Origin of the sequence: Bradyrhizobium sp. CCBAU 51627 (assembly GCF_028128765.1) — a bacterium.
In the GTDB taxonomy this organism is placed as follows: domain Bacteria; phylum Pseudomonadota; class Alphaproteobacteria; order Rhizobiales; family Xanthobacteraceae; genus Bradyrhizobium.
Genome location: NZ_LBJG01000023.1, coordinates 186,953 through 204,857, shown reverse-complemented (window position 1 = coordinate 204,857; position 17,905 = coordinate 186,953). Strand labels below are relative to the sequence as shown.

Here is a 17,905-nt window from a genome sequence, read left to right as displayed (position 1 = left end):
GGACTGCCGCGGCAGTCGTTGAAGGCGTTGGAATGCATTGCTTCGCGTGTCAGTCGGCGATTGGTCCGGGCGACAGCTGGTGCTCCAAATGTGGGGCGGCTGTCCGTCAGCGCGTTGATCCTGACAGCGAGCGCCGGTTTGTGACGATTCTGCGCGCCGACGTCATCGATTCCACAGGCCTTGTTGCTGAGCTCGAACCCGAGGAAGCGGTGTCGCGTCTCGAACCCGCTCTTGCGGCGATGAGAGGCGCCGTACGCCAGTTTGGCGGCATCGTCAGCAAGGAGCTGGGCGACGGGGTAGCAGCGGTATTCGGCGCCCCGATTGCCGACGACAACCACGCGCCCCTGGCCTGCCACGCGGCAATTGAGCTGGTCCGGCGCGTGCGGAGCCTCGGCGATCCCGGACTTCAGGTGCGGGTCGGCGTCCACTCGGGCCATGTGGTCGCCTATATGGTCGCGAGCGAGTTTTCCAAGGTCTACGAGATCGGCGGCGCCGCCCAGCACCTGGCCGCACGGTTGGAGTCGGTGGCCGAGGCGAATCAGATCTATGTCTCCGAGGCCTGCCAGGCGCTCGCTGACGGGCACGTCCGCTTTGAATTCCTGGGCCGCAAGACGCTTCGTGGCTTTGGTGAGGCTCTGCCAGTGTACCGGGTCATGGGCGCGAGCGATCTGTCGAGTTGGCGGGTCCGGCGTGCGCGCAGCGCCTCCCGGTTCGTCGACCGCACGACGGAACGGGCATTGTTGTGGCGCGCAGCGGAAAATGTCAGCGCTGGCCGGCAGACGGTCTTGCTGATGGGGGACGCCGGCATCGGAAAGTCGCGGCTTGCGCATGAGTTCGCGCAGGATCTGCGAGCCAGCGGCTGGCGGCTGGTCGATGCGGAGTGCAGTCCAAATCTTCAAGGCGCGCCCTATAGCACCCTCAAGCGCCTGTTGCTGTCGCTCCTCGAGCCGGCTGCAAAGGATTACGTCCCGGCGGACGATCCCAGGGAGTCGTTGCCGGCGGTGCAGCAGCGAGCCATCGACGCGGTTCTGGACCTGCCGATCGCCGACCGGCAATGGGACGAATTGGAGCCTCACGCGCGTGGAAGGGCGATTTCCGATGCGAGTTGCGCGATCGTGGAGAGCGCCGCCCGTCGCCAGCGCACGGTTCTCTTGATCGAAGACCTGCACTGGATCGATCGGGCCAGCGATGCGGTCGTTGCGGCTCTCGCCGGGATACAAGGCCGGGACGTGCTCGTGCTGCTGACGACGCGACCCAATGGAATGCCGGTGTGGATCGCGCGGTGCCACGCGGAAATCGTGGCGATGCGTCCGCTCGACCGCGATTCGGGATTGGCTATGCTCGCGGAGATGCTTGGGCCTGCCACGACCAACGCGGACCTGAAGGACCGGATCAGCTCCCATACGGCCAACGTTCCGCTGTTCATCGAGGAAGTCTGCCGCAGTCTGAAGGACAGCGGCATGCTTCTTGGTCAGTGGGGCGATCTCTCGCTGGCGCGTCCCGTGAACGAGCTTGGCATTCCCAGCAGCATTCAGGGGGTGATCGCGGCGCGGCTGGATCGGGTGTCGCGACAGGAAAGGTCGCTGCTCCAGATTGCCGCGGCGCTTGGACCGCGGGCGAGCCAGGGCCTGCTGCGGAAACTAGCGGCCCTGCCGGAAGACGTCCTGCAGAACTGCCTCACCGCGCTCGATCGGGCCGAATTGCTCGTCCGGATCGATAGCGAATTGGAGGACTCCCTGGAATTCCGACACGAGATGGTCAGGCAAGTGACCTATGATTCGATGGTCGAGAAGGTGCGCGAAGGCATTCATGCCGGCATCCTGGCAGCTCTCGAGAGCGATGAGGCATGGGCCGACGACCCGGACACGCTCTGCTATCACGCGACGAGGGCCAAGCATTGGCGGAAGGCGTTTCATCACGGCAGGAGCGCAGCTCGAAAATGTCTGGCGCGCTCGGCCTACGCGGACGCGGTTGACTATTTTGAGATTGCGCTTGGGTCTCTCGACAAGACACCGGTTACGGATTTGCGGGAAGCTGACGCTATCGATCTCCGGATGGAGGCGCGTTTGGCCTACGCCGGATCCGGTCGTGTCGCTGAAGCGTTGGACCTCGGACGGGAAGCTGAACGCCGGGCGGATGCGATCGGCGACGTTGGACGCAAAGTCGCGGCCATGACCATGAGGGCGGGTGCGCAGAACTTCTATGGGACGCCCGTCGAAGCTGTTGTGGTCGGCGAAGACGTCGTGCGTCTGGCGGAAAGCTCTGGCAATCCCGGCTGGCGTAATCTCGCGCAGTATAATCTCGGGCAGGCCTATTTTCTGGCTGGCCGCTACCACAGCGCGAAGGAGATGCTGGCGGTGGCTCGCGCCAACCTCTCCGGTCCGGCAGCCAGCGCGCCGATTGGGACGACCCCGCAATCTCTGCTCGTGCTCTGCTGCATGATGAAGAGCTTCACGCACACCGTCATGGGCGAGTTCGATGCCGCCGAGCAGCTCCAGCAACAGGCCGCCGCGATCGCGGAAGAGACCAACCGTCCCTATGACCGCGTTGCCGCCGCCTATAGCGGCGGCTGGCTGCTGCTTGGCCGGGACGATCCGGCGGCGGCGGCTGCGATACTCGAACAGGGGTTTGTGCTGGCGCAGAAGCACGGCATCCGGCTGTTCGTGCCGGTACTCGCCTGCCATCTCGGCATCGCCTATCTCGAGCAGGGGCAGTTCGACCGGGCTCGTCGGATGCTGACCGAGGCGCGCGAAGAGGCGAGGGCGCTCGGCTATACGTCGGCGGTGCTGCGCTCCTCGATCTATCTGGGGCTGGCGGCCAATCGGCTCGGCGATGCCCAGGCGGCGCAGAACATGCTGCGTGAGGCGCGCAACACGGCGCGCCAGCAGGGCTTTTCCGGCCTCGAGGCCGAGGCGCTGTTCGGGGAGGCTGTGGTGACGCCGCCGTCGAGCGAGGAGAGCCGCACCATCATTCGTGCCGCGCTGCGCGCCGCGATCGCGGTCGCCTCGGAAAGCGGTGCCAAGCCGCTGCTGGGGAAGGCCGAGGCGATGCTGAACGGCGTGCTTGCAGGCGGCGATCAGCCGACCTGAGGTCCCGCCGCGTCGGCTTTCGATCTTGCCCGACGGGTGGAATAGATTTCGTAAATTTTACAAGGATTTAGCTACTGTGCATGGGGTTGTTTTCGCTTTTCTGGTTCAAGGCGGCCGCGCTGTGACGACAAGTCCCTTGCGCGGGCGGCAAGGTCGGCTACCGTGACCGCCCGAGCCGCATGGGTCAGGTGACCTTTGGATTGATCTTTTTGGGCATCTGATTGCATCGGCGCCGCGATGGCGCGACGCCCACCCGACGAGGCGGGGCCATGATCATAAAGGACCAGGCAGCACTGTTGGCGCCCATCGAGCGCGACCTGCGGCTCGACCTTTTCCGTGGCATCGGCTTGTGGATGATCTTTCTCGACCACATCCCGCAGGACGTCGTGACCTGGCTGACGCTGCGCAATTACGGCTTCAGCGATGCCGCCGAGTTCTTCGTCTTCATCTCCGGCTATCTGGTCGGCTGGATCTACGGTCCCGTCATCGCCGGCGGCTGGTTTCTCGCCGCGCTGAAGCGGCTGTGGCGGCGGGCGGCGGAAATGTATGTCGCCCACATCATGCTGTTCCTGCTGTTCACGGCGCAGGTCGCCCGCACCGCGCGCCGCTTCGACAATCCGATGTACGAGCACGAGTTCAACGTGTTCAATTTCCTGTCGCATCCGGACGAATTGATCGGGCAGGCGATCCTCTTGAAATACAAGCCGGTCAATCTCGACGTGCTGCCGCTCTACATCACGCTGGTGCTCGCCGCGCCCTTCATGATCTGGTGCCTGGTGCGCCGCCCGAACCTGACGCTCGCCGTCTCCGCCCTGCTCTACGTGCTGTCGCACCGGTTCGACTGGAATGTCGCGTCCTATCCGCCCGGCACGACCTGGTATTTCAACCCGTTCTGCTGGCAGCTGATGTTCGTGTTCGCCGCCTGGTGCGGCATCGGCGAGATCGACAAGATCCGCAAATGGGTGTGGTCGAGGACGGCCATGGCGCTTGCGGCGGCCTGGCTCATCTTCGCGTTCTTGATCGTGATGACCTGGCACGTCCATGCGCTGGAAGCGCTGATCCCGAAATGGATGATCAAGGCGATCTACCCGATCGACAAGACCGACCTCGACATGCTGCGCTTCACGCATTTCCTGGCGCTGGCGATCTGGGTGACGCATTTCGTCTCGCGCAAATGGAAGGCGCTGCACACGATCTGGCTGCGTCCCGTCATCCTCTGCGGCCAGCATTCGCTGCCGATCTTCTGCCTCGGCGTCTTCCTGTCGTTTTCGGCGCACTGGATCCTGACGCAATATACCAGAGGCGTCTTTGAACAGCTCGCGGTCTCCGCCGTCGGCATCATCATCATGATCGGCGCCGCCTGGTTGCTCGACCGCGCCGAGCGGGTGCCGAGCCTGTTCGTGAAGGTGACGGAGGTCGAGGAGCCAGATGCAGCCATCGAAAGCGCGCCGGCGCCGAAGGCCGCTGTCGCGCCTGCGAGCCGGTGAGGGGGGAAGGTCCATGTCGAGATGTTTGCTAGCGATCGCCGGCGTTTTGCTCTTTCTCGCTGGCGGCGCATCCGCCGAAACGCCGTCGCCGGAGGCGATGAATACGGCGCGCAAGCTCGTGGTCACGCTGAAGATCGCCGATCAATATCGCGCGCTACTGCCGCAGCTCCTGCTCAAGCTGCGGCCCGTGGTGGCGCAGGACAGGCCGGAGATCGAACGCGACTATGACGCGATGACGGCGCCGAGCGCCGCAATCTACGCGCCGTTCTTCACGGCCATGGTTGACCAGATTGCCGCCGTCTATGCCGCCAGCTTCACCCTGGACGAGCTACGCCAGATCGAGGCGTTCTACGCCCAACCGGCCGGACAGAAGCTTTTGGCGCAGTCGGATGCGCTGGCACAGGCGAGTGCGCAGATCGGCCAGGACGTCAGCCAGAAGGCCGCCGATGAATTGAAGCGGCGCCTGATCGAGGGACTGCGCCAGAAGGGCCACAAGCTCTGACCGCATGGGCTAGGCCAGAAAGGCGCGGAAACGCCGCAGCGCGATCAGGAAGAAGACGACGCCGATCAGCGTGAGCGATCGTCACCGCCAGCCATCCCTTCGATGCCCGGCCGCTAACCGCGCGGAAGGGGCCTGCGTAGCATGCAGCGATTTTTGCAGCGCAACTTGATGCGATCGGATAGTGGCTTTTGCTCCTGCCCAAGGTTCAGGCAGCTCTCCGAACCGCAGCGTCCTGGTGACGCCGCCTGGGTTCAAGGCTAGTGGATTGCCGCGTACATAATCTTCTCCTCCGTCGCCTCCAGCGCGGAGAATTCCTCCACGACCTTGCCCTGGCGCGAGACCAGGATGCGGTCGGAGAGTGCCATGATCTCTGGCAAATAGGATGAGATGACCACGACCGCCTTGCCCTCGTCAGCGAGCCGATTGATCAACTCGTGGATCTCGACGATGGCGCCGACGTCGACACCGCGGGTCGGCTCGTCGAAGATGATCAGATCAGGCTCCTGCACCAGCGATTTGGCGATCACGACCTTCTGCTGATTGCCGCCCGAGAGCTCGACGACTTTGCCGTGATCGCCGATGGCGCGAACCTTGAGGCGCTCGATCCAGGTCCTGCCGACCGCATCGGTTTCCCGTCGCGACAGCAGCATGCGGCCCCGCGGAAACTTCGAGAGCAGGCCGAGATAGATGTTGCGCGCGATCGAGGCTGTCTCGAAGAAGCCCTCGACCTTGCGGTCCTCGGTCACGTAGGCGATGCCGGCCTTGATCGCCGGCGCCGGCACCCGGTAACGCACCGGCTGGTCGTGCAGCAGGATCTCGCCGCCATGGAAGAAGTCGCGCTTGAGCACGCCGGCGACGATCTTGAACGTCTCGGTGCGGCCCGCACCGACGAGGCCGAATACGCCGGTGATCTGGCCTGCGAACACCGACAGCGAATTATTCTTCACCACGGGTGCCATCTTCAGATTTTGTACGGTGAGCACTCGCGCACCCGGTGATCGTACGCTGCTCTTTCGCGCACCATAGAGTGTGTTCGAGAGATCGCGCCCGACCATGGCCTGCACGATCGCCGCGCGGTCGAACCTGCCGACATCGTCAGTCACGACATGTTTGCCGTCCCGGAGAACCGTGATGCGGTCGGCGAGAAGCAGAGCCTCTTCCAGGGCATGCGAGATGAAGACGATTGACACACCGCGCTTCTTGAGGTCGCGGACGAGGTCGAAGAAGTATTTCTTCTCCTCCGGCGTCAGCGATGCGGTCGGCTCGTCGAAGATGATGACCTTGGCGCGGTGCAGAACCGCGCGCGCGATCTCGACCATCTGCTTCTTGGCTGCACCGAGGCCGCCGACGGTCGCGGTTGGCGTGACGTCGAAATTGAGCGATTGCAGGAATTGCTGGGCGGCGATGTAGATGCCGCGAAGGCGGTTGTAAAATCTCTCCTGCCCGAGAAACAGGTTCTGCGCGACCGTCATGGTCGGCACCAGACTGTTCTCCTGGAATACCATGGCGATGCCGAGATTGCGCGCTTCCAGCGGCGTCTTCGGCGCGACCTCGGCACCGTCGACCGTCATGGTGCCCGAGGTCAGCGTGACCACGCCCGCCATCACCTTCGTGAGGGTCGACTTGCCGGCGCCGTTCTCGCCAACCAATGCATGAATCTCGCCGCGGCGAAGGTCGAAGTCGACTCCGTCGATGGCGGGCACGCCGGCGTAGAGCTTTGTGGCCTTGCGCAGCGAGAGTGCGATGTCGCTCATGTCCGAAACTCCTCGGCAACGCCGGCAAGAGGCAATCGCAGGACGCGGCCCGGCCCCTTGGCGATCAGGACGAGATCGTCGCCCATCTCATGAGCCGCAACGATGCCGTGGTTGATGCCGTCGACCCGGCTGTGCAGCGAATAGAGCGGCTGGCCATCGGCATCGAGACGGATGACAAGGCCGTAAGAGCGCGGTGGCGCCCAAGGCTTGATCACGCCCATGGTCTTGATGTGCGCGCCCTGCATCGGCTCCTTGAACGAACGCCCGGAGCGCAGGCGCGGCGCGACCCAGTACGCGGGATCGATCTCGGCCATCATGCGACGCCGGTAGCCGGGCTCGCGCAGCACGAACTCCACAAGCTGGGTCCGTGCGGTGAAGGCGGTGAGCCAGTAGCCTCCGCTGGAGGCCTTCGACAGCCGCGAGGGATAGACAGGGAGGTGAGCCAGCACGATCCTCGGCGATGCGCCGGGCTGGACGAGAACGAGGCGATGACGCCAGCTCTCGCTCACCAGCATGGCATTGCCATGCGCGCAGGCGCCGAAGGCATAGCCGAGCCCCTGGGCCAGTCGTGTCACGCTCTTGTTGCCGGGATGCAGCTTGAACACGCGGCCGGTCCGGTTGAGCTCGAGCAGGTCGCGTGCCCAATCGTCGACATCTGATGTCGTCGAGCCGTCCGTCGCGATCAGCGTGTTGTCGCTCGCTAGCGCGAGCGCATTGATAGCGTTGAATGCAGCGTCGGTGAACGTCACGCTCGGCTGTGCGGCCGAGGGACTTGCGTACATGCGCACCTCGCGTCCCCCAAGTGCGACAGCGAGGCCGCCGCCGGGAAGGGCACAGAGCGCCGAGATCGGCTGCTCGAAGCTGCGCAACTCCGATGCCGTGCCGCCGCTCAGGCACATCAGTCGCCGGCCGTCGGCGATGAAGAGGTTGCTCCCATCGATGGCGAGGTCTTCCGGCGCGTCGCATGTCAGCACCGTTTCGGCCGATTCCAGGATCTGATTGGGCTTCAATGCGCCGTCGAAGGACGGCACGGTAATCGTAGCGTCGCCGCGCCCGAGAAAACGGTTAGCGAATTCCCTGACGGCGGCGATCACGATTGCTTCCCCCACCTTTTGTCATACTGGACGAAGTTCGGATCGGCGTTGTCGAGCTTGTAGCGGCCGATGCGGTTGTTGAGGATGCCGCCGAGATAGAGATGGCCGCGATGCTCGCGCATCGAGGTGATCATCGGATGGTTCTCGCCGTGCAGATCCCAGAACGATTCGACGATCTTGCCTTGCTCGTTGAACTTGACCACGCAGCCCGTGTTGATGTTGGGGAACAGCCATTCGTCGACCGGAACGCGCTTGGCCATGCGGCGGCGGAAACCCGGCATCTTCCAGGCGAGGTCGAGCGAGGGGCTGCGCATGCCGACCAGCGCGAGCCAATAGTTGCCGTCGGAGGCGAGGTTGATGTTGTCGGGGTATCCCGGCAGATTGTCCATCACGACCTCGACCCGCCCTTTCTTCGGTCCCGCAAACCAGTAGCGCTTGATCGAGCAGCCGAACGTCTCGGCGAACAGGATCGACTGGCCGTCACTGGCGACGCAAATGCCATTTGGGAATTTGAGGCCGCGCAGCTCGGTCCGGGTGGTGCCGGTCTTTGTGTCGTAGCAGATGATGCGGCCGTTGCCCCGCGCTTCGAGGCCGTCGATCGGCCACTCGTCCATCTCGTAACGCACGGTGGCTTCCGAGAAGAAGATCAGCCCGTCGTCGGTGATGTCGAGGTCGTCGGCGAGCCGCAGGCGGCTATCGTCGTTGACCGAGCGCATGCTGCGGTTGGTCTCGTCGGTCGCCTTTTCGACCGCGCCGTCAGGCCTGATGCGATAAAGCCCCATGCCACCGATGCAGACATAGAGATTGTCTTCGCGGTCGAACGCCATGCCAAGCGGCTGGCCGCCGATATGGGCGAACACCTCCATTGTTTGATAGTCGGGTGCCAGGAAGCGCATGATGTCGCCGTGGCGTGAGCCGGCATAAAGATTGTCGTGGCGATCGAGGATGACGTCCTCCGGCGCCTCGATACGGCCGAGGCCGATCGCCTCGACGTCGCGCAGCTTGTCGTTCTGCTCGAACGGTCCGCCTTGTCCGATCTCGGTCGGCGGCGGGGGCGGCAGCTCGTGATAGGTCGGCGCGACATAGACCTTGCTGATGATACGGGTCCGGTTCTTCTGCCAGCGGATGTCGACCATCGCGGCGACGAGCAGGATGCCGGCGAGCGCCATGCGGTTGACGCCGCCCCGCGCGTTCATGGTCGTGAGGCCGTTGGTGATCAGGAGCACGATCAGCACCCCCACCGCCGATTTGGCCACCGAACCCTTTCCGCCGCCGAGCGTGATGCCGCCGAGCACGGTCGCGGTCAGCACGATCACCTCGAGGCCGACGCCGATGTCGCCGCCGACGGTGCCGAGCCGGGAGGCGAAGAACAGCGCGCCGATGCTGGTCAGCGCGCCGCTCGCGACGTAGCAAAGGGCGATCGTGCGGCGAACCGGAATGCCCGAATTGTACGCCGAGCGGCGCGAGCCGCCGATCGCGGTGATGTGCCAGCCCGGCCGCAGCCGGGTCATGAAGACGTGGCCGAAGATGGCGATGACGATATAGACCAGCGCCACGGTCGGGATGCCGAAGACCGAACCGGCGCCGATGAAATCCCAGGACGGAATCTCGGGAAAGGCCGAGGCGATCGCGTTGGAGTAGCGTTGGATCAGAAGATCGTAGGCCGAGCGGTAGATGATCAGCGTGATCAGCGTGGTGATGAAGGCGCGCAACCGCAGATATCCCACCAGGATGCCGTTGACGGCGCCGAGTAGGGCGCCGCAGAAAAGCGTGGCGAGCACGACCGCTGGAACTGGCCAGCCCGCGACATCGAGCAGATAGAGCGCGCAGAAGTCCGTCAGTGCAAAGATCGATCCGACCGAGAGATCGATGCCGCCGACGATAACGACCAGCGCAAGTCCAAGCGCAATGAAGCCGATCTCTCCAGCTTGGCGGGCGGTATCGGCCAGACTTGCCGGCGAAAGGAAGTTGTCGATGGATCGGCTGAACGCGAAGCCGACGATCAGGAGAAGGATGACCGGGATGGCCGTCTCGGTCCATCGCTTGGACAGAATTTCGCCGAGGAGATGATCAGGCCAGTAGCGGTAACGCAGGCGTGTGATTGTATCGCGCATCGGCATTCCAGCAAGGCAACTATTGAGAGCGAGATCCCCGGGCGTTGATCCCGGGGACCGCGAGCGTCAACGCGAACTATTTCTTGAGGTCGCTGAGATTCCAGCAGGAGGTCTGGCTGTCGGCGTTCTCCTTGGTGATCGGGATCAGCGTGGTGTATTCCGAGCCCTTGATCGACCCGGGCTTGGCGCCGGATGACAGGAGCCACTTGATCGTGCCGGCCATCTGGGCGGCCTGGGTCGGCACGTCGTAGCTCAAATTGAGGTCGAACGCGCCTGACTTCACCAACTCGCAGGCGCCTTTGCGTTCACCGCCACCCGATGTGGCCAGGAACACCTTGCCGGTCAGGCCGGCTTCTTTCACCGCGGCAGCGGTGCCGATGTCCATACCGTCCCAGAAGCCGACGATGCCGCAGAGATCGGGGTTCTGCTTCAGCACGGTCTGCGTGATCGCCTTTGCCTTGGCAGCATCCCAGTCTGCGGCTTGGCTCGACACCACCTTGATCTCGGGATGCTTGGCGAGAACGTTCTCGACGCCCTTCAGCGTATAGGCGCTCGCTGCGGCCGAGAGCGCGCCTTGCACGATGGCGATCTTGTTCGACTTGCCTTCGCAGGCCTTGACCACGGCCTCAGCGTCCCGCTCGCCGATCTCGATCCAGTTGGCGCCGACGAAGGCGGCGCTGCGATAGGCCGATCCCATGTTGATCTGGATGACGTAGATGCCCTCGTTCTCGGCGCGCTGAAGCAGCTTGGCATAGGTCTGCACGTCAGGATTATGGACCACCATGACCGCTGGCTTCTCGGAGATCAGCGAGGTGACGGCCTGCGCGCCGGCATTGGTGTTCCAGTTGGCGTCGCGAATCACGAACTTGACGCCGAACGGCTCGAGTTCCTTCTTCAGCCCGGCGTACCAGCCCTCGGTGAGGTCGAAATTCATGGCCACCGGCACATAGGCCACGGTCTTGCCTGCCAGCGCTTCCTTGAACGGCTTCTGGAACGGCTCGTCGAGGCCCTGCTGGGCCAGGGCCGGTCCAGCCAGCGCCGTGAATGCCAGTGCGGCCAGGGCCGCCCGGGTGGGGTTGCCGGAATTCTTCATTGCGTCCTCCTTGGTTGTATTTGTCATTCTTGTCGGTCGTTCAGATGTCGCCCTGCTGTGCCGTTTCTTCGTTGCGCGGATTCAGGAAAGAGTCCGTGATGACGGCCAGCAGCAGGACCACCCCTTTGATGAGGTTTTGCCCGGCGTAGGAGATGTCCATGATGGTCATGCCGTTGAGCATGGTGCCGATCAGCAGGGTGCCGATGATGACGTTCAGCACGCCGCCGCGGCCGCCTGACAGGCCGATGCCGCCGAGCACGACCACCAGAATCACGTCGTAGATCAGCGTCGAGTTGAAGACGCGGGTCGGCATCGAATTGACCGAAGCGGCCATCACGAGACCGGCAAAGCAGCCGATCAATGCCGCGATCACATATTGCAGCACGATGATCGGGCGCGAGGGAATGCCGGTGACGCGCGCGGCGTAAGGGTTATCGCCGATCGCGTAGATATAGGCGCCCCAACGGGTCTGACGCAGCAGGATGGCGACCACGATGCAGGCGATCGCGAACATCACGATCGAGGTAGGAATGCCGAGAAGGGTGCCCTGCCCAAGTTGCTCGAAGCCGTTCATGCCCGCACTCCATTGCACGACGTCGAGCTGGAACAGCGCGGCCTGCCCGAGTCCGGCGAGCAGCAGGCCTGTCGCCAGCGTCGCAAACAGTGAGGGGACCTCGGCATAGGCGATCAGCCAGCCATTGACGAGGCCGAAGGCAATCGTGAGCAACACGGCGATCAGCAGCGAAAATGGCAGCGAGTGGCCGTTCTGCACCATCTGAAGCACGAGCCCCGGTGGCACGGCAAGGGCTGCGATCAACGAGATGTCGATGCCGCGGCCGATCACGACGATCGCCATGGCAAGACCAAGGATGCCGAGCACCGCCACGTTCTGAAGCAGCGTCAGCATGTTCTCAGCCGTCAGAAAACCATTCAGGAAGATCGAGAAGACGAGGAAGAGCAACGCAAAGACAGCGAAGACGATTTCTTGCTGACTGAACCGAAAACGCTTCATCGTCTGGTCCTTCCCGCGCTCGATAGGGTCGCTGGTCGCCTCGGCCGCGAGCGCGCAGCGGCGGTCGTCTGTTTGTTGATGGAGTTGCTGCGCAACAATGCGGCGCTCACGACTTGGCTGACGGCCAACAGGTCCCGCTTGTCGGAGAGCGTCGGGGATGTGCCGACGACAGGTCGGGGATATGCGACCGCGAGCCGTGGCTTCTGCAGGCAGATAGAGGCGTGATCACGCCCCGGAATGCGCGTGCACGGCGCTTCCGTCGAGAACGCGTTCGTCCAAGGCCGTCGGCGCGCGAAACTCACGCTGCCTCCCCGATGTCTTCCCGGACCTTGTGGCGCTGTTGTTGGTCCCGGCGTGGGCTTTACACCCTTGTCACCATTCCTAGCGCAGAGAGTGGCCGTCCGAAAAGAGGGCGAAGCAGAAATTTCCGAGAGAGCACGCGCGCATTTTCCCGTGCCGCGCAATGTCGTGGGCTCAAGAGCCTCGAATGCGGGCAGGTCCAAGACGCGTGCGAAGTTCACTCCACCGGCGGCGGCCACCAGCATCCGGCGCCCACGGTCGCGTTGGCCGGTGGTGCGCCGGTCCGAATGTGCCCTGTCGAACCGGCAATTCTTGCGTCATGGCGCCAGCGCGGCTGCAATTTGACGAGGCTGGCAGCGCCGACTACGGTTCGCGCAAACATGAAGGGTGCGCAGAAGGCCGAACGTCGCGCAGCGTCTGAATCCTCGGGGGAATGGAAATGTCGAGCGATACCACAGGCACCATCGCGAAAGCGCGCGAGCATTCGATCGGCGATCTCCTACGCCGCTCGGCAGGCCGCGAGCCTGGCAAGCTTGCGGTGAGCTGCGGCAGCGTGAGCTGGACCTTCGCCGAGATGGACGCGATCTGCAACCGGCTCGGCCGTGGCCTGCTCGGGCTCGGCGTCAAGAAAGGCGACCGCCTCGCGGTGCTCTCGCGCAATTCGCATGCGTTCGCGGCGCTGCGTTTCGCCGTGGCGCGGATCGGCGCGGTGCTGGTGCCGATCAACTTCATGCTCAATCCCGACGAGATCAATTTCATCCTGAAGAGCTCTGGGGCAAAGCTGCTGGCGAGCGGCCCCGATTTCGTCGAACCGGCGAAGGCCGCAAGCGTCAGGGATTGCGCGGTCGAAAAGATGATCTGGCTGCCAGGCGAGGATCTCGCCACGGCGCCGGCGGGTCTCACCACCTTCGATGATCTCCTTGACGCCAACGGCTCATTCCTGGAGACGCCCGTCGACAGCCGTGATCTTGCGCAGATCGTCTACACGAGCGGAACGGAATCCCTGCCCAAGGGTGCGATGCTGACCCATGAAGCCGTGATGTGGCAGTATGTCAGCTGCATCATCGACGGCGGCATGAGCGTGAACGACAAATTCCTGCATGCGCTGCCGCTCTATCATTGCGCCCAGCTCGACGTCTTCCTGGGGCCGCAGATCTATCTCGGCGCCTCCGGCGTCATCACGGGCAAGCCGACCGCCGACAATATCCTGGCACTGATCCAGTCGCACAAGATCACCTCCTTCTTCGCGCCGCCGACGATCTGGATCGCGATGCTGCGTTCGCCTGACTTCGACAAGACCGATCTCTCGAGCCTGCAGAAGGGCTATTACGGCGCCTCGATCATGCCGGTGGAAGTCTTGCTTGAATTGCAGCGCCGCCTGCCCGCCGTAAAATTCTGGAATTTCTACGGGCAGACCGAGATCGCGCCGCTCGCAACCGTGCTGCGCCCCGAAGACCAGCTCCGCAAGGCCGGCTCGGCCGGCAAGCCCGTGCTCAACGTCGAGACGCGTGTGGTCAATACGTCGATGGAAGATGTGAAGGTGGGTGAAGTCGGCGAGATCGTGCACCGCTCGCCACATCTGCTGTCGGGCTATTACAACGATCCCGTCAAGACCGCGGCGGCGTTCTCCGGAGGCTGGTTCCATTCCGGCGATCTCGCCACCGTCGATGAAGAGGGCCACATCACGGTGGTCGATCGCGTCAAGGACATGATCAAGACAGGCGGCGAAAATGTTGCCAGCCGCGAGGTCGAGGAGATGGTCTACCGCATTCCCGCGGTTTCGGAAGTCGCCGTCGTCGGATTGCCCGATCCGCGCTGGATCGAGGCGGTCACCGCGATCGTCGTGGTGAAGGCCGGTGAGACGCTCGACGAAGAGTCGGTCATCAAACATTGCGCCGGCCAGATGGCGCATTTCAAGGTGCCGAAGCGCGTGATCTTCGTCGATGCCTTGCCGAAGAATCCGAGCGGCAAGCTGCTCAAGCGCGAACTCCGACAGCGCTTCGTCGGTGGTGAGACGCTCGACAAGTCGGTCCAGAAGAGTTTCGGGGCGTGAGGGGCTCTTCGCTTCTCCCGCAAGCGGGAAGAGGGCGCTCAATACTTCTTCACATGCGCGCGAAACACCAGCCATAGCGCCGTCGATGCGAGGCCAAAGCCGCCGAGCAGCAAGAACGTCGGACCATAGCCGATCCATTGTGCGATCCAGCCGCCGAGCGCCGGGCTCAGACTCGCGCCGACACCTTGCACCGTGATCACAGCGCCCTGGCCGAGATTGATGCGGCCGGTGCCGTCGAGCGACCGCGCGACCATGCCGGGGACGGCTACCGTCTGAAGACCGGTCCCGATGCCGTCGAGCACCTGCATCGGCACCACGCCCCACCATCCCGTGATGAAGAACGCCAGCACGCCTCGGATGGGCAGAAACATGAAGGACACCAGGATCACCGGCCAGTAATTGCGCTTGCTGGCGGCCTTCATCGCGATCAGCGAAGTTACGATCATGACGCCTTGTGCGATGACCACGGTGGTGGCAACGAAGCTCGGGCCGTTGGCCTGTCCTTCGGCCACCGCCGCGAGGCCATAGAGCGGGACGATCGCTGCATTGCCGAGATGAAAGATGGCCAGCGCTAGCGCCAGCACCAGGAGAGGTTTGTGCTTGAGGAGGACGGACATGGCATCCGGCGGATTCTTGCTCTCATCCTCCTTGCTGCCGCGAGCCTGCCGGTCGTCGATGTCTTTGGCCGATATCATCAGCACGCAGGCGATCGCGATGGCGCCGAACACGGCGGCCAGAACGAACACGGCGACATAGCCGAATTTGTAGCCGAGATAGCCCGACAGTGCCGCGCCGACCATGTTGCCGGCGTGGTTGAAGGCCTGGTTGCGCCCGTTCAGCGCGTTGAAGCCCTTTTGTTTGGCGATACCCAGCGTGATGCCGGTGACCGCCGGAACGATCGCCGCGCTCGCCAGTGACTGTGCGATTTGGGAGAACGTCACCGCCCAGAAATTCTGCGAGATCAGGATGATTGCAGACGCCAGCACCACGCAGATGCCGGGGATGACGACCCATAGGCGCTTATTCCGGCTGGAGTCGATGAATCCTCCGATCGGTGTCGTGACCAGCATGCCCGCGACATTGCCGATCGTCAGCGCGGTACCGATCAAGCCCGTGACCCATCCGCGCTCCTGGAGGAACACGCCGACAAACGGCCCGATGCCGGACTGCATGTCCGCCATGAAGAAGTTGACGGCGAACAGGGGCCAGATACGGGAGGGGCGCGACGTCATCGATACGCTGGATGTGATGCTGCAGTTTGCATCTACCTCATGCGAACTGCCTGACAGGACCGGCCGTTTTTGCCGGGGCGGACCCGAAAGTAACCTGCGTTAATCGCGATGGTTCCTCAGGACTTGCGGTTCAAGGATTGCGATCTCACTTCATACACTCTGCTTTCCTTCTGGATGACAGCCATGCCCCTCTGGATCTGCGAAACCTGCGGTGCCCAATTCCCCGACAGCGGAAAGCCGCCCACATCCTGTCCGATTTGCGAGGACGAGCGGCAATATGTGAATTGGAAGGGGCAGACCTTCCTCGCTCGCGAGACGCTCGCCGAGCGGCACCGCCTCGTCTGGCGCGACGATCTCGGCCTCACCGGCATTGCACTCGAGCCAAGCTTTGCCATCGGCCAGCGCGCGCTGCTGGTCCCCGATGGCGGGGGATGCGTGATGTGGGACTGTATTCCGCTGGCGACATCGGAAGCGATCGCGCATATCAGATCGCTCGGCGGCCTGACGGCAATCGCGATCTCGCACCCGCACTATTACGGCGCGCTCGCCGACTGGAGCGACGCCTTTGGTGGCGTGCCGGTCTATCTCCACGCCGACGACCGCCAATGGGTGACGCGTCCGCATCCCTCGATCGTGCACTGGAGCGGCGATCATCATCGCATCTCGGACGATGTCCTGCTGCTGCGGACCGGCGGCCATTTCGCGGGCGCCGCCATGCTGCACCATGCGCGCGGCGCCGACGGGAAGGGTGCGTTGCTCACGGGTGACATCGCGCAAGTGACGATGGACCGTCGCTTCGTCAGCTTCATGTATTCCTACCCGAACTACATGCCGCTCAATGCAGCAGCGGTGCGGCGCATTGCTGCGGCCGTCGCGCCGCTCGCCTTCGACCGCATCTATGGCGCCTGGTGGGGGCGTAACATCGCCTCGGGCGCCAAAGCGGCCTTTGCGGCGTCAGTGGCGCGATATGTTGCGGCCATCGCTTAAACCGGGCGGCCGCTGAAATCGAAGTTGCTTCCGCTAAATAAATGTACTAGTAGTACAGTTATTGAGCGACGCGACGCCCCTTTTGCTGGCCCGGCACGATCGATGCATCGTTGTTGCGGCGGGCGCGTTCTGCGCGCCGCGTGAGCGGGAGTTGGACGCATGACCGGGCAGCGCGACTACGAGATTTTCGAGGCCGGGGATGTCTCGCTTCAATCCGGCGACGTTTTCCCCGCGATGAAGCTCGCCTATCAGACCTACGGTCGGCTCAGCCCGGCCAAGGACAATGTGATCCTCTATCCGACGTCGTTCAGCGCACAGCACTTCGATACCGAGTGGCTGATCGGGCCGGATGGCGTGCTCGATCCCTCGCGCTATTTCATCGTCATCCCGAACTTGTTCGGAAACGGCCTGTCGTCGTCGCCGTCCGGCTCTGGCGGTGGGCCATTCCCGGAGCTTACCTATCACGACGCAATTGCGGTCCAGCATCGGCTGCTGACCGAACGCTTCGGCCTCACAAAACTCGCGCTTGTCTATGGCTGGTCGATGGGTGGCATGCAGGCTTATCACTGGGCCGCGCTGCATCCCGAGATGGTGGCACGTGCAGCGGTCGTCTGCGGCAGTGCGCGCTGTGCGCCTTACAATCACGTCTTTCTCGAAGGTGTGAAGGCTGCATTGACTGGCGACCCCGCCTTCCGCGACGGCCGCTTCGTCGAAAAGCCCACTGCCGGCTATCGCGCCATGGGCCGCGTCTATGCGGGCTGGGCGATGTCTCACGGCTTCTATCGCGACGAGCTTTGGCGCGAGGCGGGCTTCACCTCGCTGGAGGACTATCTCGTGCGCAACTGGGACACGACCTTTGCCCGGCGCGACGGCAACGATCTGCTGGCGCAGGTCGGAATCTGGCAGCGCGGCGACATCAGCCGCTGCACGGCCTTCGGCGGCAATCTCGACCAGGCGCTAGGCGCGATCAAGGCCCACATGCTGCTGATGCCGGGCGCGACCGATCGCTATTTCGACGCTCGCGACAATGAGGATGAGCTTCGCATGCTGGTCAACGCGAAGTCGGCCGTGCTGCATCCGATCCCGTCGCTGCACGGCCATCGCGCCGGCAACCCCATCAACAATCCGCGTGACCAGGCCTTCCTCAAGGCAGAGGTCGCGGCGCTTCTCGACAAATAAGACAGGTCC

At 63.6% G+C, this 17,905-nt stretch carries 12 protein-coding genes; 6 read left to right on the top strand and 6 right to left on the bottom strand.

The features are described 5' to 3' along the window. Positions 1-32: 32 nt before the first annotated feature. From XH88_RS12835 to XH88_RS12825, 3 genes are all read left to right on the top strand, one after another. Positions 33-3,089 carry an ATP-binding protein gene (locus XH88_RS12835; RefSeq protein WP_271668659.1) on the top strand — a complete coding sequence of 1,019 codons (3,057 nt, stop codon included), beginning with the start codon at positions 33-35 and terminating at the stop codon, positions 3,087-3,089. Between the two features lie 269 nt (positions 3,090-3,358). Then, positions 3,359-4,576: an OpgC domain-containing protein gene (locus XH88_RS12830; RefSeq protein WP_271668658.1), complete on the top strand. Its 1,218-nt coding sequence runs from the start codon at positions 3,359-3,361 to the stop codon at positions 4,574-4,576. A gap of 13 nt (positions 4,577-4,589) precedes the next feature. Next, on the top strand, positions 4,590-5,078 hold the full coding sequence (locus tag XH88_RS12825) for a DUF2059 domain-containing protein (RefSeq protein ID WP_271668657.1): 489 nt from the start codon (positions 4,590-4,592) through the stop codon (positions 5,076-5,078). A gap of 257 nt (positions 5,079-5,335) precedes the next feature. On the opposite strand, the gene XH88_RS12820 is transcribed toward XH88_RS12825, so the two are convergent. From XH88_RS12820 to XH88_RS12800, 5 genes are all read right to left on the bottom strand, one after another. Beyond that, positions 5,336-6,832, bottom strand: a complete 1,497-nt coding sequence (locus XH88_RS12820) for a sugar ABC transporter ATP-binding protein (RefSeq protein ID WP_271668656.1) — start codon at positions 6,830-6,832, stop codon at positions 5,336-5,338. Next, positions 6,829-7,926, bottom strand: coding sequence for a hypothetical protein (locus tag XH88_RS12815; protein ID WP_271668655.1), 1,098 nt, complete (start codon positions 7,924-7,926; stop codon positions 6,829-6,831). The genes XH88_RS12820 and XH88_RS12815 overlap by 4 nt, the downstream gene beginning before the upstream one ends. Further along, a complete protein-coding gene (locus XH88_RS12810) occupies positions 7,923-10,046 on the bottom strand; it encodes an ABC transporter permease subunit (protein ID WP_271668654.1) in 2,124 nt (707 codons plus the stop codon). The genes XH88_RS12815 and XH88_RS12810 overlap by 4 nt, the downstream gene beginning before the upstream one ends. 70 nt (positions 10,047-10,116) lie before the next feature. After that, on the bottom strand, positions 10,117-11,133 hold the full coding sequence (locus tag XH88_RS12805; protein ID WP_271668653.1) for a sugar ABC transporter substrate-binding protein: 1,017 nt from the start codon (positions 11,131-11,133) through the stop codon (positions 10,117-10,119). A 40-nt stretch (positions 11,134-11,173) separates the two neighbouring features. Continuing rightward, positions 11,174-12,145, bottom strand: a complete 972-nt coding sequence (locus tag XH88_RS12800; protein ID WP_271668652.1) for an ABC transporter permease — start codon at positions 12,143-12,145, stop codon at positions 11,174-11,176. A 739-nt stretch (positions 12,146-12,884) separates the two neighbouring features. Here XH88_RS12800 and XH88_RS12795 point away from each other — a divergent pair. Next, a complete protein-coding gene (locus XH88_RS12795; RefSeq protein WP_271668651.1) occupies positions 12,885-14,498 on the top strand; it encodes an acyl-CoA synthetase in 1,614 nt (537 codons plus the stop codon). A 38-nt stretch (positions 14,499-14,536) separates the two neighbouring features. Here the strand turns inward: XH88_RS12795 and XH88_RS12790 are convergent, their stop codons facing one another. Then, on the bottom strand, positions 14,537-15,730 hold the full coding sequence (locus tag XH88_RS12790) for an MFS transporter (RefSeq protein ID WP_271668650.1): 1,194 nt from the start codon (positions 15,728-15,730) through the stop codon (positions 14,537-14,539). A gap of 183 nt (positions 15,731-15,913) precedes the next feature. On the opposite strand from XH88_RS12790, the gene XH88_RS12785 reads away from it, so the two are divergent. Together XH88_RS12785 and XH88_RS12780 are read left to right on the top strand one after the other, a co-directional pair. Further along, positions 15,914-16,717 (top strand): MBL fold metallo-hydrolase, encoded by an 804-nt coding sequence (locus tag XH88_RS12785; protein WP_271668649.1) that lies wholly within the window; start codon positions 15,914-15,916, stop codon positions 16,715-16,717. 159 nt (positions 16,718-16,876) lie between these two features. Next, complete coding sequence (locus XH88_RS12780) at positions 16,877-17,896, top strand: alpha/beta fold hydrolase (protein WP_271668648.1); 1,020 nt, start codon at positions 16,877-16,879, stop codon at positions 17,894-17,896. Positions 17,897-17,905: the final 9 nt, after the last annotated feature.